Raw genomic sequence first — 23,910 nt, forward strand, 5'->3', positions numbered from 1 at the left:
CGGCATCGGATGACTTCGTTATCCGAATGTTTCGAGCGTGCTGCTCGTACGCGTTGTTGCGAAGGGCGCAACGTATGCGGGACGATCGCGGCTTGAGGCGAGCGGTCCGCCGTGATCGGGGGCAGTTGCGATCGGTGGCCGTCCGGGGCCGATTCGGGTGCCGATTAGTCGCCTCGCACGCCGGCGCGTGGTCCTTCTACCGTCCACCGCCGCCGGGCCGTCCGCCGTACGGCGTTGCGCCCACCGAAAGCCGGCGCGGGCGACTGCCTATCGCCAGGTGCCGTCGACGTAGATCCACACCGGCCCCTGGCGCCGCCAGTAGCCGGGCACCCACCGACGCCCCGGGCGCCGCGCGACCCAGCGGCCGGACACCCATATATAGTGGCCGCGCTGCCAGCGCCAGTAGCCGTCGGTCCAGACATAGCCGTGCGGCCGCGGCGGCGGCGGACGGCGATCGTGCCGCGGTGCCGGCGGCGCGAAGCCCGGGCGATCGGGATAAGGCGGCCTGCCGGGCCCGTGGTGCGGTCCGGGCGGCCGGTATCCCGGCGGGGCGGGCTGAGCCGAGGCGGTACGCAGCCAGCCGCCGGTGGCAGCGACGGCGGCGGTCAGTCCGATGGCGCGCAACAACGAGCGTCGATTCATCGCGGGTCCTCTTATATGTAAGCGGGTCTGCCGTACATTAGCTTCCCGGTCTCGTGGCCGGGTTACGCAGGCCGTTAAGGCTGTTACTGCATGTCACGAGGGCCCGCCGGTCGTCCGGTGGAGCGGGCCGACCTCCCGTTGCAGCCCGGCGCCGACGGAGCAGGCGCCAGCAACGGCCGCGCGGGTGTGTGTTTACCGCTTGGCCGCTTGGTTTTTAGGCGGCGCGGCTCGGTATTTGAGATTTGCTTGGGTAAAAGTTACCGATTTTGGGCGATTTGCCGATTCCGCTTGTTGTTTCTATGCAACCGTCAAGACGCTGACACGAAGGAATGGTGGGATAGAAGTGTCCAAAAAACAGTCGTCAAGAAGTCAAAAAAAGACGTCAAAACAAATACTTATAACTCGTCCCCACTTTCATTATTTCTAGTTCTGGAAAAGGTTATTTCTTTATTTGCAGATCGCGCCCCTAGGGTACACCCCTAAACTCACGGTTCCCAAACGGGCAACTATCCGGGCGCCGCCAGCAGGATCGATGGCGCTCCCGGGCGGTTGAGACCGTTTATGAACAAGGTCGCGAGACCTGCCTCTTTTTAGAAGGGAGCTCCACGAATGAACAAGACTCTGATCGTTGCAGCAGCTGCAGCATCGTTCGCTACCGTCGCTCACGCGCAAAGCAGCGTCACGCTGTACGGCGTGCTGGACGCAGGCATCACCTACACGAGCAACGTCCAGCCGGCACTCGGCCAAGCTGGCAAGTCGCGTTGGGCGATGGGTTCGGGCATTGACCAGAGCCGTTTCGGCCTGCGTGGCTCGGAAGACCTGGGTGGCGGCCTGAAGGCAATCTTCACGTTGGAAAGCGGCTTCGGCATCGGTAACGGCAAGCTGGGCAACAACGGCGGCATGTTCAACCGTCAAGCATTTGTCGGTCTGTCGAGCCAGTACGGCACGGTCACGCTGGGTAAGCAGTATGACGCAACGCAAGACTACCTGGCGCCGCTGACGGCAACGGGCTCGTGGGGCGGCACGTACTTCGCGCACCCGCTGAACCTCGACCGTCTGAGCACGACCGGTGACGTCGCAGCGAACAACACCATCAAGTTCACGAGCGCGAACTACGCTGGCCTGCAATTCGGCGGCACGTACTCGTTCTCGAACAACACGAACTTCGGTAACAACCGTGCGTACAGCGCAGGCGTTGCATACCAGTTCCAAGGCCTGAAGCTGGCGGGTGCATACTCGCAAGCGAACCTGGGTGACGGTACGAACGCAAACGGCGCGACGTCGTCGGCAATCGGTGGCATCGCTAGCCAAGGCCGCGTCCGCACGTACGGTGCTGCTGCTGGTTACGCATTCGGCCCGGCACAAGTCGGCGCTGCATGGACGCAAGCACGTCTCGACAACAACGCAGTTGGTCTGGGCACGCTGCGTACGGACAACTACGAAGTCAACGCGAAGTACAACCTGACGCCGGCTCTCGGCCTGGGTGCTGCTTACACGTACACGAACGCGAAGATCAACAACGGCAGCACGCACTGGAACCAGTTCGGCCTGCAAGCTGACTACTCGCTGTCGAAGCGCACGGACGTCTACGCACAAGCTGTGTACCAGCGTGCAGCGAAGAACGGCATCGGCGCGTCGATCTACAACGGCGACAGCTTCAGCAACAACCTGCCGAGCTCGTCGATCAACCAAACCGCAGCAACGGTTGGTCTGCGTCACCGCTTCTAAGCGTGACAAGCGGGGTAACCCGCTTCGCAGTATCGAAAAGGCGCCTTCGGGCGCCTTTTTTTCGCCTGTCGAATACGACGACGCGGGTCGCGACGACGGTGCGTCTCGTCCGGACGCAAAAAAACGAGGCTCAGGGCCTCGCTTTTTGTTTTGGGCTGGCCGAGGTACGCTGCCGGCCCGCAGCGGCGTCAGCGCGTGTATTCGCCGTTGGCTTCCGGCTGGAACACGATCGCCGCGACCTTCATCAGCTTTTCGGCGCCGCTCGGCTGCAGCACCTTCACCAATTGACCGCGTTGCGTGCCCAGCAGCGCCATGCCGACCGGCGAGAACACGTTCAGGCGCCCGAGTTCGAGATTGGCGGCATCCGGATAAACAATCGTCCAGGTGGTCTGTTCCTGGGATGCTTCGTCGAGCAGCGTGATCTGCGAGTTCATCGTGACGACGTTCGCCTTGATGGCGTCGGGCTGGACGATGTCCGCGCGCTCGAGCAGCGTGTCGAGCATCGCCTGGAAGCGCGGGTTGTGTTCGGCGTGCTTCTCGAGGCGAGCGACGTCGACTTCGCTCAGCTGGTAAAGGCGTTGTTTCATGGCAGTTCTCCAAATGATCGGCGGGGGCAGGCGTGGCATGCCTATGAGGATCGCCCGGAGCCTGTCTGACCTGGCTCCGGGAGGAGACCGTGCCGTCAGATCAGGCGCCGGGCAGGGGCGAGCGGCGCCTGGGCCGTGCGTCGAACGCAGGTGGGCGCCGGATGACCGGCGCGCATGCACACGCCGGCGGGGCCGGACGGCAAAACCGAAAGAGGCGTGGGCGCGTGCATGGTGGATAGGGTACCAACGGGTGAATAAAGCCTTACGATTCTACAACACAACCTTCCGGATCGGCGATTCGGTTGTCGGCCTTCCGTCAGGCATTGTTGTGGAAATGCTTTAAGTGATGATGATGCAGTGACGCGACGGCGATGGATTTTTTCCAAAAACGCAACGCTGTATGTTCAAACCAAGGGTTTCCCCTTGGTATCGCGAGCACTACACTTGTTTCCATCGCTTCAGACAGTCCAGCCGGGAGCGACGCCAAAAGAGAACATATTTCGGAGGTCCATCATGAAGTCGATCATCTACGCAGCGATCGCTGCATCCGTCCTTGCCACCCCGATCGCATCGTTCGCACAGTCCGAGCAGGGGTTGACCCGTGAGCAGGTCCGGGCCGATCTCGTGCAACTCGAACAGAACGGCTACAAGCCGGTCGCGAGCGATTCGCAATATCCGCAGGATATCCAGGCCGCGGAACAACGGATTCAGCCGAGCCAGCCGATGCTCGCCCAAGCCGATACGAGCGGCTACGGTGCGGCGGCGATGAGCGCAGGCCAGTCGGGCCGCCGCGTCACGCGTGAAGCCCCGAATCCCGTGAACTCCGTCTACTTCGGCAACTGAATATCCCGGGTCTGCCCGAGCACAGCATGTGACCGACGGGACGCGCGCCGCTAGCGCGCGTCGGCGTCAGCAGAGCAGAACCTCCGTCGCCGCATTCCGGCGGCTTTCCCGCCCAGACGCTCGCGCGTTTGGGCCTTTTTCGCTGGGGTGGATCAGACGGACGTGACCGACGGGGTGCCATGGATATAGTGTTCCAGCTGGCTGATCGTGAATTGCTGGTCGGCAATCACGCTCTTCACCAGGTCGCCGATCGAGATCAGGCCGATCAGCTTGCCGCCGTCGAGGACGGGCAGATGGCGCATCCGGTGTTCGGTCATCAGCGCCATGCACTCGTCGGTGGATTGCGATGGTTCGACGTAGCGCACCTTGGCCGTCATGATTTCCTCGACGCGGGTGGCTTTCGACGAACGCTCCTGCAGCACGACCTTGCGCGCGTAGTCGCGCTCGGTGACGATGCCGGCGATGTCGTCACCGTCGACGACCAGTAGCGCGCCGATTCCCTTTTCGGCCATCAGCTTGATGGCGTCGTAGACGAAATCGTTTTTCGTGACGGTGTAGATCGTGCGGCCCGAATCCGGCTTGGCCTTGAGAATTTGCGCGACAGTCGTGCTCATTTGCTTTCTCCGTGTGCGGGACGATGCAGGGAAGGCAGGGCGTGATGCGCGGCACCCGATGGGCCCAGTATAGCCGGGCCGACCGAGGCAGTCGCGTGACGTTTCCAGATTAGCGGTAAACTCCGGTCACGCACTATCCACACAACTCCTACATTCCTGATCGTTTCGACTCAATTCATGATGTCTTCGCGTCCCCAATCGCCCACGCCGGGCAATGGCCAGGCCGACGAGTGCGTGACGCTCGTCGCCACCGCGTCGCTGCCCACGCGCTACGGTACGTTCACGTCGTACGCTTTCCGCGTATCGGGCAGCGATGCCGAACATCTCGCGCTCGTGATGGGTGACGTCACCGGCGAGCAGTCCGTGCTTGCGCGGCTGCATTCCGAGTGCCTGACGGGCGACGTGTTCGGCTCCTACCGCTGCGATTGCGGCGAGCAGCTCGATCTCGCGCTGCGCTACATCGCGGCGGAAGACCGCGGCGTGCTGCTGTATCTGCGTGGCCACGAAGGGCGGGGCATCGGCCTGAGCAACAAGATCCGCGCATATGCGCTGCAGGAGCAGGGGCGCGATACCGTCGAAGCCAATCTCGACCTCGGCCTGCCCGACGACGCCCGCGAATACGATTCGGCCGCCGCGATCCTGCGGATCCTCGGCGTGACGTCGGTGCGCCTGATGAGCAACAACCCGAAGAAGTTCGACACGCTCGTGAAGCATGGCATTCCCGTCTGCGAACGCGTGGCGCTTGCGGTGCCGATGCGCGAGGAAAACGAGCGCTATATCCGGACCAAGCAGGTGAAGTTCGGGCATTACTTCGAAGAAAACGAGTAAGCGCATTCGACGCGCGGGTGCCCGAATGGGCGCCGCGTGCATTCTGCGAGCGCCGGGCGGGGCGATGCGTTCCGCTGCATTCAATTCTCGTCGTCGGTGCTGGTGGCCGTCGACGCTTCTTGCCGGTTCAGGCAACGATCGCGATTGCGTCACTCCTTCGCTTTGCGTTCGGGCTCGTTACTGCGCTATCGAAAGTGCACACGGGCGGGCTGACGCATCCCGCGCTCCCTGTACATCCCGATCACGGTTGACCGTGCCATCGAAGATCGACACCGAACGTTTGACGTTGCGTCGTCGGCGCCCGGACGATGCAGGCGCGCTGGTGGCGATGCGCGCAGATCCCGCCGTGACCGCATGGCTCGCGCGTGGCCGATGTGGGTTGCCTGCCGATGCACGGGCAACCATCGCACGCTTCGAAGCGCAATCCGACGCACATCCTGCGTAGCCGCAAGGACATGCGCTGCGACGGCACATGTTGTTTGTCGCGCACGCGATGACCGTTCGCCCCGCCGCCGATCTCAGCGCATAACGATTCGGGCATGCTTGCCCGTCAACGCCATTCCGCGTTCTGCAGGACGATCCGGTAGCCATCGGGGTCCTCGAATGTCTTTCGGAGGCATCCCAATATGGATTGAACGACGTCACGCGCATGAAGCCGTGCGCGGCGGCGCGTGCGCATGCGGCTTCCCAGGCACCGTGGTCGGGTAGATAGAAGACGATCAGGTCTTCGGGCGTGGGTGAGGGTGCGACCGGATGCGCCGGGAAGTGCGTGAACTCGAAGTGGTCGTCGAGCCCTTCGCGTCCGAGCATGACGCCGGAGAAGCCGTCGTGATCGTCGAAGCGCGCGAGTACCGACAATTCGAACGCGTCGCGGTACATGCGCTCGATTCGGGCGAGATCGGCGACGGGGCGGGCGATGCGCAGATGGGCGTGCATAACGACGTCGGCTCGGCGTGACGGTTCGCCGATGATAAGCCGCCGGGCCACGGTGAATGTGCCGGAGGCTCCGATTTTTGATATGTCCCCGCTAAACCACGCAGGCAAGAAAAAGCCCGCTCCTGGGAGCGGGCTGAATCCATGTTTGGAGACATGGAGGAGACAGATGCAACTTTAAGGGAAAACCCGAGGGATGGCAAGCCCTAGTTGTAATTGTGCAACGCAGCGCGAACTGTTTTTCCCGGCAAGAGCAGAGCACGGCGTATCGCGGACCTTCCCGCAATCCGACATTACGCAATGTCCTGCCACGGAACATTTGCCATGCGACCCACCGGCCGCCGTGTATCCACCGGGCCGCGGTCATTCTCACATGTTCACATCCCGCCAGCCCGCGCGTTCGCAGCAAATGCACCAAACCGCTCCTGCGCAACCGGCACCGCGTACTTATCGCGCATTTCCATCTCGATCCACGCGCAGGCCTCGCGCGCGCAGTCGGTCAGCGCGTGCCGCGTCGCATGTCCATCGATGTCGTAGAGGAAGCGCACGCCGACTTCGTCGTCGGCGACCTGCCGCTGCAACTGGTTGAGCTGCAGTTGCGGCCCATGCCGCTGCGACAGCGCGCGCAGCTCGTCGAAGTGATATTCGAGCCAGTCGGCGAAGAACAGCGCATCGCTGTGGCTGCTCAGACGGAACGCCGCGCTGCGCGACGGACGTTGCGCGGTGTCCCCGGCGACCTGCGGCTCGCCGTTCGGTGCGATGGCCGCGTCGACGGGTGCGAGCGGCTGCCGGATCTGCCGGTACGGTTCGCGCTCGCGTAGCGCGTGCCACAGCAGTTCGTCGCCGGCGGCACCCGACGGCTGCATCGTGAGGTCGTGCCGGCCGTCGCCTGCAGCGGCGATGTCGCGGATCACGAGGCGCAGCGAGCAGAGCGGCTCGTCGGCGACCAGCAGCGTCGCCGCACGCGGCAGCCCGCACACGAGCGGCGCGGCGCCGGCTGCCCGGAACACGAGGCCGCGGCGATCGAGCCGCACGAGCGGCAGCGGCCGCGGGAACGACGGGTAGGCGACTGCGATGCGGGCGCCGCCGGCACCCGTCAAGCCGGGCATCATCGCGCGAAAGACCTGAGACTGGTCCAAGGTGGTTCTCCTTCGTTACGATGCCGCGGCCGGACTACGCGCGTTCCGGCTCAGGCGGCGATGGCTTGCCGGGCGGCCCGTCCCGGCTCGATTCCAAGTGCAGCAAACGTTTGCGGATCGATGTCGATCCAGCACGCGACAACCAGACGACCGTCCACCTGCTTCGGCGGCCCTGCCCGGTGCGCGTGCACGCCGATGCGGCGGAACAGCCGCTCCATGCTCGCGAACGTCACGCCGATCAGCTGCCGCGCGCCCAGCTGCGCCGCGCATTCGACGACCGCCGCGAGCATCGGGCGGACGGCCCACTCGGCATTGCCCGGACCGCCTTCGTCGCCGGACGCCGCGAACCGTGACAGCTCCCAGACGGCAGCCGATTGCGGCAGCGGGACGTCTTCGGCGACCAGGTCGGCGAACAGCGACTTCAGCAGATACGGGCGGGTGGTCGGCAACAGGCGTGCACATCCGCACACGTCGCCGCCGGCGTTTCTCGCAAACACGTAGACGGTATCGTCGCGATCGAACTGATCGCGCTCGAAACTCTCGTTCGCCGACGGAAGCGCCCAACCGAGCTGTTCGACGAATACACGGCGCCGATAGCGCCCTAGATCCGCTGCAAGTTCGTGCGGCAACCGCCCTTCCTCGTGAACGAAGGTTCGCATGGTGTCCTCGGATTGATCTTTGTATGCACGCATTACAGCGCGCGTCCCGAGGAGGCGGTAACTGGTAACTCTTACAGGTAGACGCGCGCCGACGCGATTTGACCGGTGGTAACGGTTTCTTGATCTGCGGGATTGAAATACGGGCGGCTTTTGCTTATAAAGAGCGCCAGTCTTGAGGAAATGTCAGAGGAAAGCGTGGCAGATTGTCACTGGAGCGTGGGACCGGCATCATAGGTGGCATTGCGGCCGAGCAGCGCCGATGCGACGGCGGCGGGCCAAGCGATGCCAGCGAGCCGCGCGACGAGCGCGGCGGCGGTGCGGAACATGCCGAGGTCGGCGCCGTTGGTGTCCACAGCCATGATGTTGCTGCGGACGTCGCCGCCCGCGATCACGAACGTGCCGGTTGCTCGTTCGAGATACCAGTCCCAGCCGACCGTCAGGTATGCGACGCCGGTACTGGCCGGGCGGTGCCATTCGGTGTAGCCGGCCAGGCGCGCGTCGATGGCGCTGTCGCGCAGTTCCGCGAGCAGCGATGCATCGAGGTCGCTGGCGACATGGTCGAGCGCGAGCGCGGCCAGTGCGTTTTCGGACAGCCGTACGTAGCCGTCCGGAGACGGGCCGCGGACCGGGTGCAACAAAGGTGAAGTCATGCGCGGAATGTATCAGCCCCGAACCGGCGCTGGCACCTGACAGGTATGACAGCGTGACGTTGTCGGAGAAATAATGGAATTACGCTGGCAGGATGCCTACCAACAATTCAGTGCCGCGGAAGACGAGCAGCAGCTCTTCCAGCGGATCGCTGCCTATTCTAAACGCCTCGGCTTCGAATATTGCTGTTACGGCATTCGCGTGCCGCTGCCCGTATCGAAGCCGGCCGTCGCGATCTTCAATACCTATCCGGACGGCTGGATGGCGCGCTACCAGGCGCAGAACTACATCGAGATCGATTCGACGGTCCGCGACGGCGCGCTGAGCACCAACATGATCGTGTGGCCGGACGTCGACCGGATCGATCCGTGCCCGTTGTGGCAGGACGCGCGCGACTACGGGCTGTCGGTGGGCGTCGCACAGTCGAGCTGGGCGGCGCGCGGCGCGTTCGGGCTGCTGAGCATCGCCCGTCATGCGGACCGGCTCACGCCGGCCGAGATCAACATGCTGACGCTGCAGACGAACTGGCTCGCGAACCTGTCGCATTCGCTGATGAGCCGCTTCATGGTGCCGAAGCTGTCGCCGGAGTCGAGCGTCACGCTCACAGCGCGCGAGCGCGAGGTGCTGTGCTGGACGGCCGAAGGCAAGACCGCGTGCGAGATCGGCCAGATCCTCAGCATCTCGGAGCGCACGGTCAACTTCCACGTGAACAACATCCTCGAGAAGCTCGGCGCGACGAACAAGGTTCAGGCAGTCGTCAAGGCGATCGGGGCCGGACTCATCGACACGCCCTGACGCGACACCGGCGGCGCGGCAGTCCTGCCGCCGGTCGCATGAACGGCTGCTGCCGCTCACTCCATCAGCGGCTCCGCTTCCTTCGCGGTCCAGCTCACGCTGGAAATGCTCTTCTCCATGCTCATCCGGCTCGCGATCTGCTCGAGCTTCTGCTGATCCTTCGGATGCAGCTTCAGCGTCGCGGTGACCTTCAGCCGATCCGGCTGCTCGGGCACGTCCTCGCTGGTCAGGCTCTGGAACGACAGCGGTTTCGCATACATCGAATTCGACAGCAGCGTGCGGATGTGCACTTCGTCCGCGGTGAGGCAGATCACGGTGATCTGGTATTCGCGCACGAGATCGGCATTCGATACGGGAGTCGCGTTGATCGCCTGGCTGACGCCGCGCAGTACCGTGTTGGTGAGCAGCACGACGCCCGTGCCGGCCAGCGCCGGCACGAAGTGGCCGGAACCGGCCAGCACGCCGACGGCGGCCGAGCACCACAGCGTCGCGGCCGTGTTGATGCCCTGGATCGACCCCTTGTCGCGCATGATCACGCCGCCGCCGAGAAAGCCGACGCCCGACACGACGTAGGCGGCGATCTGCGTGACGCCGGCCACGCCGTTGCCGGTCAGCACGCCGAGCGTGACGAACAGGCACGCGCCGCTCGCGACGAGCGTGATCGTGCGCAAGCCCGCCGTGCGTTGCCGCATCTGGCGTTCGAGGCCGATCGCGACGCCGCAGGCGAACGCGACGAAAAGACGGAGTGCGAAATCGAGAGTCATGAGTGTCCTGCCGTGCAATGAGCGCATGCCGGCCCGCGTCGCGTCGGCGCGATGCCGAACGCGGCACGATGGCCGTCATCGCGCGGCACTGTACCGCGCGAATGCGTCATTCAGTGTGAAACGGGAGGCGTGCGGGCTCGCGGAACGCGAGCCGCGGCAGGAGAACTGCGTCGGACGGGCGTTCAGGCGGCAAGCGGCGCACGCAACGGAGTGCTGCAACTGTCCACGATGGTTCCTGAAGGAAGAATGGGCGGCATTCTAGTCGGCCGCCCGCGCACCCGTCAACCGGTCGGGCGGCCGGCCGCGCACGGCCGGCGCCCTCCGTGCGACGGTTACTGCGACGACCCGATCGTCCCCGTCGCGAGCGCGAGCGCGGCGGCGGCCGACAGCGCGCCGGCGTAGCTGTCGACCTCCGCGTTGCGGGCCGCGAGCAACTGGCTCTGCGCGATCGTCGCATCGGTGACCGAGCCCACGCCGTTCCGGTACGCGGTCAGCGCCGCGTCGTAGCTCGTCTGCGCGGCATCGACGAGCGCCTTCGCCGCGTCGTGGGACGCGAGGCTCGTCTGCACCGCATTCTGCGCGGCGACGACCTGGCGGACGGCTTCCTCCTTGGTCCGCGTGAGGCGCGCGGACGCGCTCTGCGCATCGTTGCGTGCCTGCATCAGCACCGCCGAGCGCAGGCCGCCATCGTATAGCGGGATCGTCACGCCGAGGAACACGCCGCCGCCATAGCGGCTGCCGTTCAGGTTGACGGTCGGCGCCTGGTCGCCGATCGCGGGCAGCGCGGTGATCGCCGTGCCGCCGCTGGCATAGGATGTCGACGCGGACAGGAAGACCTTCGGCATGAACGCGGCTTCCGCGGCCTTGATCTTCGCGCGGTTGGCCTGCTCGAGCGCATATGCGCCCTGCAGGTCGGGACGGCGCGCGATCGCATCCGACACGATCGCATCGACCGACGAAGCGAGCGCGGGCGGCAGCGGCCGCTTCGGCAGCGCGGCGATCGGCGGCTTCGACAGCGGCGAGATGCCGAGCGCGGAAACCAGTGCGAGATAGCTGTCGCTTTGCGCGCCGTTCGCCTGCACCAGCGCGAGATTCGCCTGCGCGCGGTTCTGGGTCGACTGGGCGAGTTCGACGACGGTGCCGACGCCTTGCTTGAGCCGTGCGCGGGACGCCGCGAGGATCGCGTCGGCGTTCGTCAGGCCCTGCTGCGCGCTGGCCGCGCGCGAGCGGGCGGCTTCGTAGCGGTAGTACGCGACCGTCACGTCGTGGATCACCTGCTGATGCACGGCCGTGAATGCGACGTTCGACGCGACCGACACCTGCTCGGCCGCCTCGACGCGCGCCGCGCGGCCGCCGAAATCGAACAGCAGCCATTGCAGCGACAGCGCCGAGATCGTGCCGTGCACGGTCGTATTGCTCGACGCGTCGCCGAGGATCGTGGATGTCGAGCCGTGGCTCGTCTGGTACGCGCCCATCGCGGTCGCGGACAAATTCGGCAGGTACGCGGCCTTCGCGATGCCGACGGCGAGCGCCGCGTTGCGCGCGTCGTTCCACGCGATGCGGGTCAGCGGATTCGTCGATTCGGCGAGATCGATCAGCTCGGGCAGCGTGTACGGATGCGCGGTATCGAGCGCGGCGGGCGGCGACACCGATGCGAGCGCGGGCGATGCCGGCAGCGTGTAGTCGTGCGGTGCGCGTTGCGCGGACGCGAGCGGCGGGGCCGCCACGATGTCGCCCGCGGCCGACGTTTGCGGCTGCCACGGGCGATCGGGTGCGTCCGGCGCCAGATCGATCGACGACGTTGCGCAACCGGCCAGCGCGACGGCAGTCGCGAGCGCGGCGGCGGCGATCGACGCGGCCGGCGGTTCAGGGACGCGCATGAGGGAGAGGCTCCTTCGGGGTGGCTTGACGCGCGGCGTCGGCGATGTGCGCGAGCCGCGTGTCGATCAGGTTCAGCAGCGCGTCGCGTGCAGGGTCGGCGGGCGCGGCGGCCGGCGGCGGGGCCGGCATGGATGCCGCGCTTGCTGTCGACGGCGGCGCCGGCGCAGCAGTGTCGGCGGCCGGGCCGCCGTCACGCAGCGCGACCACGCGCGCGAGGCGCGCGCCGATCGCCGGGTCGCCCGGCGTGCGCTCCGCGAGCAGGAACAGCGGGCCTTCGAGCGCGCCGAGTTCGGCGAGTGCGCGGCGCCGGGTGGCGAGCCACGTCGCGGCGGGGCGTACCCACGACGGTTCGTAGTGGACAAGGCCGAGCTCCTGCGCGATCGCGCCATGGCGCGCGAAGGCTTCGGCAGCGAGCGTGCGGCGTTCGGCCGGCTGCGCGATCTGCACCACGCGGCGCCACTGCTCGAGCAGCGCGGCGAGCGCGACGTCGATCTGCTTGCCGATGCTGACGGGCCAGATGCGCGTGAATACGAGATACACGACGACGTTGCCGAGCAGGATGCCGATCGTGCGATCGCGCGCGATCGTCAGGTCGAAGCCGGGGCCGGCGCCCTGGATCACGCACAGGAAAAACGCGAACGCGATCTGGAAGCCCGCGTACCCGATGCGCGGCGAGCCGAACGCGACCCACGCGGACAGCCACGCGCCGGCGAACACCAGCGCCATCAACTCACCGACCGACGACAGCGCCGGAACGACGAACACGAGCGCCGCGGTGCCGAGCAGCGCACCGACGATGCAGCCGACGATCCGCAGCGTGAGCTTCTCGACCGTCTCGGCGGTCGAGCCGAGCGACACGATGTAGCAGGTGACGACGCACGTATGGATGCCCGACCAGTCCAGCTGCGAATACAGCAGATAGCAGAAGATGGCCGCGGCGGTCGTCTTCAGCGCATAACGGATGTGATCGGGATTGCTGCCCGCATCCGGCAGGAAGAAGCCGCCGCGTGGCGCCGGTGCGGGCGAGGCGACAGCGGAATCGGGGCGAGCGGCAGCGGACGCGCTGACAGGTGCGGCCGGCGCGGCTGCAGTCGGATCGGCCGCCGCGCCCGGTTCCGCGAAGCGCGTAATCGCCGCATGGAGATCCGTCGCGGCGACGCGCGCGAGCGGCGGCAGTGCATCGACCGGCGGCAGTGCGAGCGTCACGTCGACCGGATAGCCGCCGCGCTCGAGAATGGCCGCCATCTCGTCGAGCGTGGCCGCGATCGCTGCGCCGAACGCGGCGGGCAGCCGCGCGTCGGGTTCGCGATCGGCCAGCGCGACGCCGACCATCAGCGCCGTGCTCGACGCAATCGCCTGGCGCAGTGCCGCAACGTCGGCGGCGCTCGACGAGCCTTCGAGTTTCGACAGCTTGAGCCACGTCAGCAACTGCTTGTCGCCTTCGCGCAGGCTGGCGTCGAATGCTGCGCGCGCGTCGTCGTCGTCGTCGCCGCGCAGCCGCCGCGCGGCGAGCCGCAGGCGCTTGGCGATCTGCGCGAGCGCGAGCCGGCGCGGCGACGGCGCGATCAGCAGATTGACGACGATCGCAACGCCGACGGGAATCGCGATCGTCAGCCAGATATACAGTAGCGCGCGGGTCGCGGCTTCGCCGAACGGCGCGAGGCCGAGCTGGTCGAGCCCGAAGCCGACGATCATCGCGAGGATCGCGCCCACGGGGCGCAGCTTGCTGGCCGACGTCAGGTACAGCAGCCCGACCGACAGCACGGCCATGCACGCGACCCGCAGGATCGAATAGTCGATGCTGAAGATCGCGATGCCGAGCACGAACCCGATCACGATCGTGACGATCAGCAGCAGCGCCGCCGCGAGCACGATGCTCGTCACGCGGTCGGCGCGGATCATGAAGAACACGACGTAGGCGGACAGCGCGGCTTCGGGCGTACCGTACGCGCTCGTCACGAGCACGCTTAGCGCGCAGATCAGCGCGACCCGCACGGCGATCGACGTGCGCCCCGGAAACGGCGCGAGCAGTCGCAGGATTTCGCGCGGGCCCGGCGCGCGGACGTCAGCGGCAGGCCGAGCCATGCCGGACCTCGACGATCGCGCTCGCGCCGACACGCACGAGCTTGCCGTCGGGTTCGTCGAGCTTCACGCGCACGGGGAAGCGCTGCGCGACATGCACCCAGTTCACCGAACGCTGCACGATCGGCAGCGCGCGCGGCAGGTTGATGCGATCGCTGTCCGCGATGCCCGCGCCGATGCCGACCACCTTGCCTGTCAGCGCGCGGCTGCGGTCGATCATCGAATAGACGGTCGCGCAATCGCCGACCGCGATGCGATTCAGCGACGTCTCGCGGAAATTGCCGACCGCGAACCATTCGCTTGCGTCGATCAGCGTGAAGATCGACTGGTTCGGCGCGAGGGTTTCGCCGGCGAGCACGGTCAGCCCCGTCACGAGCCCGTCGTGCGGCGCGCGCACGACCGTATCGTCCAGCGCGTGCTGCGCGCGGGCGAGGGCGGCTTCGCGCGCATGGAGCGTCGCGATCGCGTCGGCATCGTCGCCGATCGTCTGCGCGGACGATCGCTGCTGTTCCTTGGCCTGCGCGAGCGACACGGCCGCATCGCGCTGCCGCACTTTCGCCTGGTCGAACTGCTGCGCGCTCACGTAGCCCTGCGCGGCGAGCGGCGCGAGCCGGTTCACGTCGCGCGTCGCGAGATCGTAATTCTGCGTCGCGCGCTTGACCTGCTCCGCGGCGACCGCGGCGTTCGAATGCTCGCCGATCAGCGACCGGCGGCGCGTGTCGAGCGATGCGCGCGCGAGCTCGACATCGGCCTGCGCCTGCGCGACCGTCAGCCGGTACGGCACCGGATCGATTTCATACAGCAGGTCGCCTTTCGCGACGCGCTGGTTCTCGTGCACGGCGAGCCGCACGATGCGGCCGCCGACGGGCGACGCGACGTGGACGAGGTCCGCGTCGATCGACGCGTCGTCGGTGGACGGGTAGGCCGACGTGCGGTGGTACGCGTACGCGAGCGCGGCGATGCCGAGCGCGACGATCGCCAGCGCGATCACGCGGCCTTTCGTGGACGGGCGGGTGATGCCGGCGGCCTTCATGCAAACGGCCCCGTGCCGGTGAGCCATACGATCACGGCGACCACGAGCCCGATCGCGGTGCAGACGGCGAGCTGGTAGGGCACCGTGGCGGCCCAGCCGGTCGCGACGAACACGCGGTGCGCGACGATCGCGCCGACGATGCCGACGATCGCGCTGACGAGCCAGAGCGGGAAATACGCGCCGAACAGGACGTACGACGGTGCGCCGCGCGACGTGCAGCCCGCGAGCGGCAGGGCAGGCACCAGGACGGCGGCGGCGCGCAGGGGTACGCGCGGCGTTGTTTTTCTCATGGTGTGACGAGCTCGACGTTGGGGGTGGATGCCGGGCGCGGCGCAATGCGGTTCGTTGCCGCGACGACGATTCCGCGATACGGAGCCGATCATAAATCAGCGCGATGCGGACCGCCAGCGATGCGGCGTGCCCCGGGGGCACGCGTCTGAGCGCCCGGCGGGCGCTCGGGTACGGTCGTGGCGCGGTCCGCGATTCTGCCAGCGGATGCTTTCGCATGGGTGCCGACGGACTGTAAAGGATCGTCAGACGGAACCCCGCTGCCGACGTTTGTTCGCGGATGTGCGGGAATCGAAGCAGCGATTGCCGGATTGCTGCGCGAGTGGTTGCGAATCGGTGTCCGGTCGAGCCGGCGGTATCTGTGTACCATCGTGCGAAGGACGCGGCGCGTGGCGCGGGGCATGACGAGACTTGACGTCACGATCCCGGCCGACGCGCCGCGCGACGGTGGTAGCGCAACGAGGATGAGTGTTCCATGCGAAGTTTCTTTGTCCGGTTCATCGCAATCGGCGTGCTGTTCCATTTGTATGTCGGGCTACGGATCATTCCCGGCGCATTCGCGTCGCCGCTCGCGCGCACGATCGCGGCGCTGGTCCTGGCGAGCTTCGTCGTGCTGATCCCGGTCGGCATGTTCTCGCGCCGCTTCGACGAAGGCTGGGCCGCGACGCTCGTCGGCTGGGCCGGCGCGCTCGCGATGGGCTTCTTCTCGTCGCTGCTGGTGCTGACGTTCCTGCGCGAGCTGGTGCTGCTCGGCGTCGTCGTATGGCGGCATTTCGGGCATGACGGCGCCTGGCGCGGCGCGAGCGCCGACACGGCGCTCGGCGTGCTGGTGGCCGCGGTGCTGGTCACCGCGATCGGATTCGTCGGCGCGCGCCGCACGGCGGCGGTCAAGCGCGTGTCGATTCCGGTCGACGAGCTGCCGGCCGCGCTCGACGGGCTGACGATCGTGCAACTGTCGGACATTCACGTCGGGCCGACGATCAAGCGGCCTTATATCGAGCGGATCGTGCGGGCGGTCGACGCGCTCGATGCGGATCTCGTCGTCATCACGGGCGACGTGGTCGACGGCTCGGTCAAGCGGCTGCGCGAACACACGGCGCCGCTTGGCCGCATGCAGTCGCGGCACGGCAGCTTCCTCGTGACGGGCAACCACGAGTACTACGCCGGCGCGCACGCGTGGATCGACGAATTCCGGCGAATCGGGTTGACGGTGCTGCTCAACGAGCACGTGGTGATCGAGCACGACGGTGCGCGCGCGGTGCTCGCGGGCGTCACCGATTTCACGGCGGGCGGGTTCGATCCCGCGCATCGCAGCGACCCCGAGCAGGCGCTGGCGGGCGCGCCGCGCGACGTCGCGACGAAGATCCTGCTCGCGCACCAGCCGCGCAGCGCGGAAGCGGCGAGCCGCGCCGGCTTCACCGTGCAGCTGTCCGGCCATACGCATGGCGGCCAGTTCCTCCCGTGGCCGCCGTTCGTGCGTCTGCAGCAGCCGGTGATCGGCGGGCTCAACCGGTTCGGCGCGATGTGGCTCTATACGAGCCGCGGCACCGGCTACTGGGGGCCGCCGAACCGCTTCGGCGTGCCGTCCGAAATCACGCTGATCCGGTTGACGCGCGCGACCGGGTGACGGGCGCGATAGCGTCGAAATCGACGCGCGCCGCGATGATCGCGTGACACGCCGGAAATGCATCGGCTTCGCGGTTCACGGTTCGCACGGATGGCCCCGTCACGCCGCGGAATGACAGCGCATGGCGGCGCGTGTCGCCGTTGTCTACCATGCAGACATGGTTCGTTTGCACCGTTCATTTTCTGCCTGATTTCGACATGTCGACGCCCGATCTTTTCGCCGATGCGCCCGCGCCCGACGTGGACTGGTACCCGGACTGGCTCGCACCGTCCGACGCCGATCGCGTGCTGGCCGCGCTGATCGATGAAGTCGCATGGCAGCAGGACACGATCCGCACGCCGCGCGGCCGCATTCCGCTGCCGCGGCTCACCGCGTGGCAGGGCGAACCGGACGCCGTCTACGTGTATTCGGGAATCCGCAACGCGCCCGCGCCGTGGACGGCGACCGTGCTCGATCTGAAGCGTGCAGTCGAGCTCACGTGCGGCGAGACTTTCAACAGCGTGCTGCTCAATCGTTACCGCAACGGACAGGACAGCCTCGGCTGGCACGCGGACAACGAGCCGGAGCTCGGCGACGCACCGGTGATCGCGTCGGTCAGCCTCGGTGCGATGCGCGTGTTCGATCTTCGTCATCGTGCGACCGGCGTCGTGCATGCGTACCGGCTGACGCACGGCAGCCTGCTCGTGATGCGCGGCCGCACGCAGGCCGAATGGCAGCATCGCGTGCCGAAGGCGCCGGCCGTGCAGGGCGAGCGCATCAATCTGACGTTCCGGCGGGTGGTGTCGGCGGCGGCGACTCGTTAGTCGCCGGCTATGCGGGCCCGGCTGCGCGGTCGCGTTCGATCGTGACCCGTTTTTCGACCGATACGATCCCTCGGTCGTCCATGCGGCACGTTGCCGCACGAGTGGGGCAGCAGGCGGCGCAAATATGCGGGGGAGGCCCGTGCCATAAGGGTTTCAGGCGGATTCGATCGACCGTCTGGTTCCGATAGGCGAGTGTAAGCCCTGATGGTGCGTCGCAACATTCCTTGACTAGACTGTCGAATAGCTGAAACGCGCCGCGAACCGGCGCATTTTTTCGACATGCCCGACGCGGGGCCAATGGGACGCGTAGGGCAGGAGCATAACCCGTGACCGTACTGGACTCATCCCTCGAATCGTCGCTGCACGTCTTTGAACAAGACGGCGGATGGCAATGGGCGCTGACGGTAAAGCGGGCGTCCGGCGTTGGCGTGAAAGTCGTCGCATTCAGCACGGACGGCTTTCGCGGCGAAGCCGACGCCTATGCCGCCGGCCAGCGCGCGCGCGCCGAGTATGACGACACCGTGACGGCCTGACGCCGTCGCGCCGATCGCGTTCGCGGATCGGCGTGGTCGTTCGTTTTCACGCGTCTTCCTGTTCCTTTTCCTTTTCCATCCTTTCCGACTTCCCCGAATCGATCCGTATGCGACATCGCGCGCGGTGCGCTCGCATGCGTCCGCCGCACCCCTACGACGTTCCGATGGGCAGTCCTGTCTATCACTGTTATCCTTTCGATCGCATCAGCCTATATGACACTCGGCTGTCCGATCGCGCGCGCCGGGCCGTCGGCCGCCTGCGCCGGATCGTGTTGATCCGACTCGGTCGAAAATCCATAATCAAGCATTGCGGGTCTTTCGTGAACGCTTCCATTCCGTCCATGTGCACAGGGTCAATCCAACGATGAGCGGTGCACCGAAACCGCCGGCGAAGCCGGCAAGCGCGCCGCGCGCGACAGCCAGCGACGACGTCGATCACGACGCGTCGAAGCCGGCCGCGGGCGACGACGAATCGTCCGGCGGCGCGTCGTCGTATCTGGTTCCGGGCCTCGAACGCGGGCTGCGGATCCTCTCCGAATTCTCCGCGCGCGAGCCGGTGCTCGGCGCGCCCGAGCTGTCGAAGCGCATCGGCATCCCGCGCACGACCACCTTCCGTCTGCTGCAGACGCTCGAAGCGCTCGGCTTTCTCGAGCGCGTGAACGGCGACCGCTATTTCCGCCTCGGTGTCGGCGTGATGCGGCTCGGCTTCGAATACCTGAATTCGCTGGAACTGACCGACCTCGGCGCGCCGGTGCTCGAACGGCTGCGCGACGCGACGGGCCTGTCGACGCACCTGCTAATCCGCGACCAGCGCGATGTCGTGTTCGTCGCGAAGGCCCAGAGCAACACGTCGATGTTCGGTTCGGTAAAGGTGCACGTCGGCACGCGGCTGCCCGCGCACGCGACCGTGCACGGCCATGTGCTGATGGGCGACCTCACGCGCGACGCGCTGCGTCAGCTGTATCCGGAAAAGCGGCTCGAGCAGTTCACCGAGCGCACGCCGGGCACCGTCGACGAGTTGTACGAGCGCGTGCGTCATTACGCGCGGCTCGGTTATGCGGTGAGCGAAGCCGCGTTCGAGAGCGGCATCTCGGCGGTGACGGCACCCGTGCGCGACCATTCGGGCGCGATCGTCTCGGCCATCACGGCGACGGTGCCGCGCTCGGAAATCGGTGAGGCCGGCGAGAAGGAGCGGCTCGTCGAAGCGGTATGCGGCGCGGCGGTCGACCTGTCGCAGCGACTGAACTATCGGCCGCTCGAAAGCGATCCGACGTTCGCGCACGCGCGCCATCGGGTCGCGATGTTCTGACCCGTCGAGGAGGCCGCGTCGCGCGGCTTCGCCAGCAAAAAAGAGCAGCCCACGGGCTGCTCTTTTCGTTTGGCCATCGGGCGCGTGCGCCCGTCGCCGCTCAGAACGAGTGATGAATGCCGGTCAGCACGATCACCTGGTTCGCGGTGCTTGACGTGCCGGCCGTGAAGAACGCCGCCTTCGCACCGCCCGAGCCGTGCTCGAACAGCACGTTCGCATAGAGCTGCGTGCGCTTGGACAGCGAATAGATGTCGCCGAGCTCGACCTGCGTCCAGCGGCGGCCGGCCAGCGTCGTGGTCGCCGCGCCGCCCGCGATCGTGTTGAACGCGCTGCTGCGATAGTTCACGCCCGCGTCGTAGCTCTGGAACGTGTCGGAAAACCCGTTCGACTGCATCTTCACGCGCGTGTAGAGGCCATGCACGAGGAAGTCGCCGATCTGGTACGACGCGCCCGCGCCGATGTTCTCGACCTTGTTCGCCAGATAGCCATTCGCGGTATTTTGCCCCTGGAACGACGTGATCCCCGTCTGGCCGATGAGGATCGCGCGGTCGTGCTCGTTCGAGTAGACGGCCGACGCCTTGAACGGCCCGTTCGCATAGTTCAGCGCAACGCCGACCGACTTGCCGGTCGAGAAGTTCGTCGTGTTGCCGAGGGCCATCGTCGCCGCGGCCGAGAAGCCGCCGAAGCTCGGCGAACGGTACTTGACCGCGTTGTTGTACGGCACGTTGCCGGTCGCGGCGAGCCCGTCGATGTTGCCGGGATGGAACGCATACCAGCTCATCGCGAGATATGCGGTACTGAGCGGATCGAGATAATCGAACGTCAGCGGCGTCTGGCGGCCGAGCGTCAGCGTGCCGTAGCGGTCCGAACTGAGCCCGACGAACGCCGCGCGGTTCCAGATCGTGTTCGCGGTCGCGAACTGGCCGTTGTTCGTATAGAAGCCGTTTTCCAGCTGGAAGATCGCCGACAGGCCGCCGCCGAGGTCTTCCTTGCCTTTCAGGCCCCACCGGTCGGGCTGCGTGTTGCCCTGGATCATTGCCCACTTCGCGTGGCCGCCGACGTTGTTCACGTACGCGACGCCCGCGTCCATGCTGCCGTACAGCACCACGCTGCTCTGCGCCCACGCGCCGGACACGGCGCTCATTCCGATGACTGCTGCTGCTACCGCTTGCTTGACCATTTGATCTCCTGACTCTCCAAACCTGACGGAAAAACATGCCGTGGCGGCGGGCGCGGGGACGGCCGGCCGTCGCGCGTTTCCGCCACCGGGGCGGGCATTCTGTTGTGTTCCATATAAGGAACAATGTGCCTCTGATGGAATGGAGTATAGAGGCGTCGTGCGCCGTATCAAAAATAAATTTATCGGGCCGGATGGAGATGGCGGCGATCCGCAACACGAGTTCGACAATCCAGAAAAACAGACTTAAATACCCGCCGACAAACAAAAATTTACAGTGGTCGCGCGTTGCGGCGGAACTCGCCGACTCAACGGTCAGTGTTTTCCCTAGGACATGCAGCTTTTTGTTTTGCTCGTGGAAAGTCGCTTCTATAATCACCATCCATAAACTGCTGTTCCGGATATGGAACAATTCCGGAGCGAACCGAGAGTCGATCAGAAGGAAGGGTTTGAGATGTCTGAACAATGGATTTGCGCCGGACACGCCGGCGCGCTGTCGGAAGACGCGCCGATCGAGTTCAAGCGGACCGACGGCGTCGAAATCGGGATCTACCGCGTCGGCGACGAGGTGTATGCGCTCGAGAACGTGTGCCCGCATGCGTACGCGCTGCTGACGCAGGGCTTCGTTGACGAGGGCACGGTCGAATGCCCGCTGCACGAGGCCGTGTTCGACATCAAGACGGGCGAATGCCTGAAGGGCCCGGGCGGGCGCGCGCTGAAGCAGTACGCGGTGCGCCTGGCCGGCGAGGAAATCCAGATCAAGGTGGAATGACATGAAAGAAGCGACCGTCAACTTCAATCCCTTCCTGAAGCCGTGGGTGGCGCCGCAGCCGAACAACGTCGCCGGCAAGGGGCAGATCGAGATCCCCGGCCAGGTCGAGAACCAGGTCTGGCAGAACCGCAAGGCCGCGCCGACCCAGTACGAGAACGATCTCGGCGATGCGCTCGAACGCGTGTTCGAGAGCGGCGCGACCGAGCTGGACGATGTCGTCGCGGGCCTGAACCGCATCGGCTTCCGTGCGCCCGACGGCACGGCGTGGACGCCCGAGCGCTTCCGCGCCGAAATGGCCTCGCTGGCGGAATGAGCGCGCGAGCCGCGTGACCGCCGACCCGACGACAACCGCATCCGGAGCACACTGATGACGTCCCCCGCACAACACGAAGTCCAACACGACCCGGTCCGCGCCTACCTCGACCGCGGCATCAAGAACTACTGGTATCCCGTCGCTCCGAGCTGGCAGGTGTCGAACGCGCCCGTCGGCCTCACGCGCCTGTCCGAGCAGATCGTGCTGTGGCGCGATCACGAGGGCAAGGTCCACGCGCTGGAAGATCGCTGCCCGCACCGCGGCGCGCGCCTGTCGCTCGGCTGGAACCTCGGCGGCAACATCGCGTGCTGGTATCACGGCGTCGAAATCGATGGCGGCGGCACGGTCAACCGCGTGCCGGCCGTGTCGAACTGTCCGCTCGAAGGGATGAAGTGCGTGAAGTCGTATCCGGTCGAGGAAAAGGCCGGCGCGATTTTCCTGTGGTTCGGCGACGAAGCGCACGGCGAGCCGGCGCCGCTGAACCTGCCGGAAGAACTGGTCGACGCCGAGTACGGCCACTTCCTGTGCGTGTCGAACTGGAAGTGCAATTACCAGTACGCGATCGACAACGTGATGGACCCGATGCACGGCGCGTACCTGCACGCGACGTCGCACTCGATGGCCGAAGGCGACAAGCAGGCCGACATGCGCGTGCGCAAGACGGAAACGGGCCTGATGTTCGAGAAGATCGGCCAGCGCGACGTGAACTTCGACTGGGTCGAGCTCGGCGAAACCGGCTGCCTGTGGATGCGCCTCGCGATTCCGTACAAGCAGAAGTTCGGCCCGGGCGGCAACTTCGGGATCATCGGCTTCGCGACGCCGGTCGACGACGACAACTGCCAGGTCTACTTCTGGCGCACCCGCAAGGTCAGCGGCTGGCAGCGCGACGTGTGGCGCTTCATGTACCGCAACCGCCTCGAGGGCCTGCACTGGGACGTGCTCGAGCAGGACCGCTACGTCCTCGAAAGCCTCGCGCCGCATGCACGCGATCACGAATACCTGTACCAGCACGACGTCGGCATCACGCGCGTGCGCCGGATGCTGCGCCAGCGCGCGCAGGAACACCTTTCAGCGCTCGACGCGCACCGTGCGGCGCACGCCGCGGCGGAGCCCGCGAATGGCTGAGTTCGCTCCGGTCGTGTCGCTGCCGGGGCGCCGCGTGCTCGTCACAGGCGGCGCCCGCGGTCTCGGCGCGGCGTTCGTGAAGGCGCTGGTCGCGGCGGGCGCGCAGGTCGCGTTCGGCGACGTGCTCGCCGAAGAGGGCCGCGCACTGGCTGCGGAACTCACACAAGCAGGCCACACCGCGCATTTCTTGGCGCTCGACCTGGGCGATCCGGCGAGCGTCGACGCATTCGTCGCGCAGAGTGCGGCGGCGCTCGGCGGCCTCGACGCGCTGATCAACAACGCGGCGATCACGAACTCGGGCGGCAGGCTGTCGACGGAACTCGACGTGCCGACCTGGGATGCCGTGATGAACGTGAACGTGCGCGGCGTGTGGCTCGTCAGCAATGCGGCGCTGCCGCACCTCGCGCGCTCGGGCCGCGGCGCGATCGTGAACCTCGCGTCGGACACCGCGTTGTGGGGCGCGCCGAAGCTGCTCGCGTACGTCGCCAGCAAGGGCGCGGTGATCGCGATGACGCATGCGCAGGCACGCGAGTTCGGCGCGCACGGCGTGACGGTCAATGCGATCGCGCCGGGGCTCACCGAAGTCGAGGCGACCGCCTACGTGCCGGCCGAACGGCATGCGTTCTACATGCAGGGCCGCGCGCTCACGCGCGCACAGGTGCCCGACGACGTGACGGGCCCCGTGCTGTTCCTGCTGTCGGACGGCGCGCGCTTCGTGACGGGTCAGCTGCTGCCGGTGAACGGCGGCTTCGTGATGAATTGATTTGAATTGAAGTTTTCACTCTGA

General features: G+C 66.5%; 24 protein-coding genes and 1 pseudogene. 12 read left to right on the top strand and 13 right to left on the bottom strand.

From position 1 onward, the window contains the following. Positions 1-267: 267 nt before the first annotated feature. Positions 268-642, bottom strand: a complete 375-nt coding sequence (locus tag FFI87_RS21620; RefSeq protein ID WP_012366342.1) for a YXWGXW repeat-containing protein — start codon at positions 640-642, stop codon at positions 268-270. Positions 643-1,251: 609 nt separating this feature from the next. Here FFI87_RS21620 and FFI87_RS21630 point away from each other — a divergent pair. Beyond that, a complete protein-coding gene (locus tag FFI87_RS21630) occupies positions 1,252-2,370 on the top strand; it encodes a porin (protein WP_012366341.1) in 1,119 nt (372 codons plus the stop codon). A gap of 188 nt (positions 2,371-2,558) precedes the next feature. Here FFI87_RS21630 and FFI87_RS21635 read toward each other — a convergent pair whose 3' ends face one another. Continuing rightward, positions 2,559-2,957 (bottom strand): GreA/GreB family elongation factor, encoded by a 399-nt coding sequence (locus tag FFI87_RS21635; protein WP_012366340.1) that lies wholly within the window; start codon positions 2,955-2,957, stop codon positions 2,559-2,561. 513 nt (positions 2,958-3,470) lie between these two features. Between FFI87_RS21635 and FFI87_RS21640 the strand changes: the two genes are divergently transcribed. Beyond that, on the top strand, positions 3,471-3,800 hold the full coding sequence (locus tag FFI87_RS21640; protein ID WP_012366339.1) for a DUF4148 domain-containing protein: 330 nt from the start codon (positions 3,471-3,473) through the stop codon (positions 3,798-3,800). Positions 3,801-3,952: 152 nt separating this feature from the next. Here FFI87_RS21640 and FFI87_RS21645 read toward each other — a convergent pair whose 3' ends face one another. Then, complete coding sequence (locus FFI87_RS21645) at positions 3,953-4,414, bottom strand: CBS domain-containing protein (RefSeq protein WP_012366338.1); 462 nt, start codon at positions 4,412-4,414, stop codon at positions 3,953-3,955. 177 nt (positions 4,415-4,591) lie between these two features. Here FFI87_RS21645 and ribA point away from each other — a divergent pair, with 177 nt between their 5' ends. Beyond that, positions 4,592-5,242: a GTP cyclohydrolase II gene (ribA, locus tag FFI87_RS21650; protein ID WP_006752576.1), complete on the top strand. Its 651-nt coding sequence runs from the start codon at positions 4,592-4,594 to the stop codon at positions 5,240-5,242. Positions 5,243-5,792: 550 nt separating this feature from the next. Here the strand turns inward: ribA and FFI87_RS35240 are convergent. The 4 genes and pseudogenes from FFI87_RS35240 to FFI87_RS21670 form a co-directional block, all read right to left on the bottom strand. Further along, positions 5,793-6,178, bottom strand: a pseudogene (locus FFI87_RS35240) (VOC family protein). A gap of 374 nt (positions 6,179-6,552) precedes the next feature. Beyond that, entirely contained in the window at positions 6,553-7,314 is a 762-nt protein-coding gene (locus FFI87_RS21660; RefSeq protein ID WP_186381757.1) for a hypothetical protein, read from the bottom strand. Positions 7,315-7,364: 50 nt separating this feature from the next. Continuing rightward, a complete protein-coding gene (locus FFI87_RS21665) occupies positions 7,365-7,973 on the bottom strand; it encodes an acyl-homoserine-lactone synthase (RefSeq protein ID WP_012366336.1) in 609 nt (202 codons plus the stop codon). A 206-nt stretch (positions 7,974-8,179) separates the two neighbouring features. Continuing rightward, positions 8,180-8,623, bottom strand: a complete 444-nt coding sequence (locus tag FFI87_RS21670) for a DUF4902 domain-containing protein (RefSeq protein WP_012366335.1) — start codon at positions 8,621-8,623, stop codon at positions 8,180-8,182. Positions 8,624-8,696: 73 nt separating this feature from the next. Between FFI87_RS21670 and FFI87_RS21675 the strand changes: the two genes are divergently transcribed. Further along, positions 8,697-9,416, top strand: coding sequence for an autoinducer binding domain-containing protein (locus FFI87_RS21675; RefSeq protein ID WP_012366334.1), 720 nt, complete (start codon positions 8,697-8,699; stop codon positions 9,414-9,416). Positions 9,417-9,472: 56 nt separating this feature from the next. On the opposite strand, the gene FFI87_RS21680 is transcribed toward FFI87_RS21675, so the two are convergent. From FFI87_RS21680 to FFI87_RS21705, 5 genes are all read right to left on the bottom strand, one after another. Next, positions 9,473-10,180 (bottom strand): MgtC/SapB family protein, encoded by a 708-nt coding sequence (locus FFI87_RS21680; RefSeq protein WP_011659108.1) that lies wholly within the window; start codon positions 10,178-10,180, stop codon positions 9,473-9,475. Between the two features lie 332 nt (positions 10,181-10,512). Then, the gene (locus tag FFI87_RS21690; RefSeq protein ID WP_138849083.1) at positions 10,513-12,060 is read right to left on the bottom strand and encodes a TolC family protein; all 1,548 of its coding nucleotides are present in this window, start codon (positions 12,058-12,060) and stop codon (positions 10,513-10,515) included. After that, positions 12,047-14,146, bottom strand: a complete 2,100-nt coding sequence (locus FFI87_RS21695; RefSeq protein WP_138849081.1) for an FUSC family protein — start codon at positions 14,144-14,146, stop codon at positions 12,047-12,049. Before FFI87_RS21695 ends, FFI87_RS21690 begins: the two co-directional genes overlap by 14 nt. After that, positions 14,127-15,176 (bottom strand): multidrug transporter subunit MdtN, encoded by a 1,050-nt coding sequence (gene mdtN / locus FFI87_RS21700; RefSeq protein ID WP_126225647.1) that lies wholly within the window; start codon positions 15,174-15,176, stop codon positions 14,127-14,129. The genes FFI87_RS21695 and mdtN overlap by 20 nt, the downstream gene beginning before the upstream one ends. Continuing rightward, a complete protein-coding gene (locus FFI87_RS21705; protein ID WP_041491666.1) occupies positions 15,173-15,466 on the bottom strand; it encodes a hypothetical protein in 294 nt (97 codons plus the stop codon). The genes mdtN and FFI87_RS21705 overlap by 4 nt, the downstream gene beginning before the upstream one ends. 473 nt (positions 15,467-15,939) lie before the next feature. Here FFI87_RS21705 and FFI87_RS21710 point away from each other — a divergent pair, with 473 nt between their 5' ends. The 4 genes from FFI87_RS21710 (at position 15,940) to FFI87_RS21725 (ending at position 19,736) form a co-directional block, all read left to right on the top strand. Then, a complete protein-coding gene (locus tag FFI87_RS21710; protein ID WP_138849079.1) occupies positions 15,940-17,091 on the top strand; it encodes a metallophosphoesterase in 1,152 nt (383 codons plus the stop codon). 197 nt (positions 17,092-17,288) lie between these two features. Further along, positions 17,289-17,894, top strand: coding sequence for an alpha-ketoglutarate-dependent dioxygenase AlkB family protein (locus tag FFI87_RS21715; RefSeq protein ID WP_138849078.1), 606 nt, complete (start codon positions 17,289-17,291; stop codon positions 17,892-17,894). Between the two features lie 326 nt (positions 17,895-18,220). Next, positions 18,221-18,427, top strand: a complete 207-nt coding sequence (locus tag FFI87_RS21720) for a hypothetical protein (RefSeq protein ID WP_006751287.1) — start codon at positions 18,221-18,223, stop codon at positions 18,425-18,427. 364 nt (positions 18,428-18,791) lie between these two features. Further along, positions 18,792-19,736 (top strand): IclR family transcriptional regulator, encoded by a 945-nt coding sequence (locus FFI87_RS21725; RefSeq protein WP_012366327.1) that lies wholly within the window; start codon positions 18,792-18,794, stop codon positions 19,734-19,736. A gap of 100 nt (positions 19,737-19,836) precedes the next feature. On the opposite strand, the gene FFI87_RS21730 is transcribed toward FFI87_RS21725, so the two are convergent. Next, on the bottom strand, positions 19,837-20,916 hold the full coding sequence (locus tag FFI87_RS21730) for a porin (RefSeq protein ID WP_138849076.1): 1,080 nt from the start codon (positions 20,914-20,916) through the stop codon (positions 19,837-19,839). A gap of 451 nt (positions 20,917-21,367) precedes the next feature. Between FFI87_RS21730 and FFI87_RS21735 the strand changes: the two genes are divergently transcribed. The 4 genes from FFI87_RS21735 to FFI87_RS21750 are packed head-to-tail and all read left to right on the top strand — an operon-like array spanning position 21,368 to position 23,886. Next, positions 21,368-21,685, top strand: a complete 318-nt coding sequence (locus tag FFI87_RS21735) for a non-heme iron oxygenase ferredoxin subunit (protein WP_006751284.1) — start codon at positions 21,368-21,370, stop codon at positions 21,683-21,685. 1 nt (position 21,686) lies between these two features. Next, a complete protein-coding gene (locus tag FFI87_RS21740; protein ID WP_006758061.1) occupies positions 21,687-21,998 on the top strand; it encodes a recombinase-like helix-turn-helix domain-containing protein in 312 nt (103 codons plus the stop codon). A 54-nt stretch (positions 21,999-22,052) separates the two neighbouring features. Further along, positions 22,053-23,123 carry an aromatic ring-hydroxylating oxygenase subunit alpha gene (locus FFI87_RS21745; RefSeq protein ID WP_138849074.1) on the top strand — a complete coding sequence of 357 codons (1,071 nt, stop codon included), beginning with the start codon at positions 22,053-22,055 and terminating at the stop codon, positions 23,121-23,123. Further along, positions 23,116-23,886, top strand: a complete 771-nt coding sequence (locus tag FFI87_RS21750) for an SDR family oxidoreductase (protein WP_138849073.1) — start codon at positions 23,116-23,118, stop codon at positions 23,884-23,886. Before FFI87_RS21745 ends, FFI87_RS21750 begins: the two co-directional genes overlap by 8 nt. The last annotated feature ends 24 nt before the right edge of the window (positions 23,887-23,910 follow it).

Origin of the sequence: Burkholderia sp. KBS0801 (genome assembly GCF_005937855.2) — a bacterium.
Taxonomy (GTDB): domain Bacteria; phylum Pseudomonadota; class Gammaproteobacteria; order Burkholderiales; family Burkholderiaceae; genus Burkholderia; species Burkholderia ambifaria.

Bases quoted from the DNA above. Each gene is read 5' to 3' on its own strand.
- FFI87_RS21635 (WP_012366340.1), bottom strand. From the start codon at position 2,957: ATGAAACAACGCCTTTACCAGCTGAGCGAAGTCGACGTCGCTCGCCTC.
- FFI87_RS21640 (WP_012366339.1), top strand. From the start codon at position 3,471: ATGAAGTCGATCATCTACGCAGCGATCGCTGCATCCGTCCTTGCCACC.
- mdtN (WP_126225647.1), bottom strand. From the start codon at position 15,176: ATGAAGGCCGCCGGCATCACCCGCCCGTCCACGAAAGGCCGCGTGATC.
- FFI87_RS21680 (WP_011659108.1), bottom strand. From the start codon at position 10,180: ATGACTCTCGATTTCGCACTCCGTCTTTTCGTCGCGTTCGCCTGCGGC.
- FFI87_RS21645 (WP_012366338.1), bottom strand. From the start codon at position 4,414: ATGAGCACGACTGTCGCGCAAATTCTCAAGGCCAAGCCGGATTCGGGC.
- FFI87_RS21750 (WP_138849073.1), top strand. From the start codon at position 23,116: ATGGCTGAGTTCGCTCCGGTCGTGTCGCTGCCGGGGCGCCGCGTGCTC.
- FFI87_RS21735 (WP_006751284.1), top strand. From the start codon at position 21,368: ATGTCTGAACAATGGATTTGCGCCGGACACGCCGGCGCGCTGTCGGAA.
- FFI87_RS21745 (WP_138849074.1), top strand. From the start codon at position 22,053: ATGACGTCCCCCGCACAACACGAAGTCCAACACGACCCGGTCCGCGCC.
- ribA (WP_006752576.1), top strand. From the start codon at position 4,592: ATGATGTCTTCGCGTCCCCAATCGCCCACGCCGGGCAATGGCCAGGCC.
- FFI87_RS21620 (WP_012366342.1), bottom strand. From the start codon at position 642: ATGAATCGACGCTCGTTGTTGCGCGCCATCGGACTGACCGCCGCCGTC.
- FFI87_RS21730 (WP_138849076.1), bottom strand. From the start codon at position 20,916: ATGGTCAAGCAAGCGGTAGCAGCAGCAGTCATCGGAATGAGCGCCGTG.
- FFI87_RS21705 (WP_041491666.1), bottom strand. From the start codon at position 15,466: ATGAGAAAAACAACGCCGCGCGTACCCCTGCGCGCCGCCGCCGTCCTG.
- FFI87_RS21630 (WP_012366341.1), top strand. From the start codon at position 1,252: ATGAACAAGACTCTGATCGTTGCAGCAGCTGCAGCATCGTTCGCTACC.
- FFI87_RS21665 (WP_012366336.1), bottom strand. From the start codon at position 7,973: ATGCGAACCTTCGTTCACGAGGAAGGGCGGTTGCCGCACGAACTTGCA.
- FFI87_RS21740 (WP_006758061.1), top strand. From the start codon at position 21,687: ATGAAAGAAGCGACCGTCAACTTCAATCCCTTCCTGAAGCCGTGGGTG.
- FFI87_RS21710 (WP_138849079.1), top strand. From the start codon at position 15,940: ATGCGAAGTTTCTTTGTCCGGTTCATCGCAATCGGCGTGCTGTTCCAT.
- FFI87_RS21695 (WP_138849081.1), bottom strand. From the start codon at position 14,146: ATGGCTCGGCCTGCCGCTGACGTCCGCGCGCCGGGCCCGCGCGAAATC.
- FFI87_RS21690 (WP_138849083.1), bottom strand. From the start codon at position 12,060: ATGCGCGTCCCTGAACCGCCGGCCGCGTCGATCGCCGCCGCCGCGCTC.
- FFI87_RS21725 (WP_012366327.1), top strand. From the start codon at position 18,792: ATGAGCGGTGCACCGAAACCGCCGGCGAAGCCGGCAAGCGCGCCGCGC.
- FFI87_RS21715 (WP_138849078.1), top strand. From the start codon at position 17,289: ATGTCGACGCCCGATCTTTTCGCCGATGCGCCCGCGCCCGACGTGGAC.
- FFI87_RS21675 (WP_012366334.1), top strand. From the start codon at position 8,697: ATGGAATTACGCTGGCAGGATGCCTACCAACAATTCAGTGCCGCGGAA.
- FFI87_RS21670 (WP_012366335.1), bottom strand. From the start codon at position 8,623: ATGACTTCACCTTTGTTGCACCCGGTCCGCGGCCCGTCTCCGGACGGC.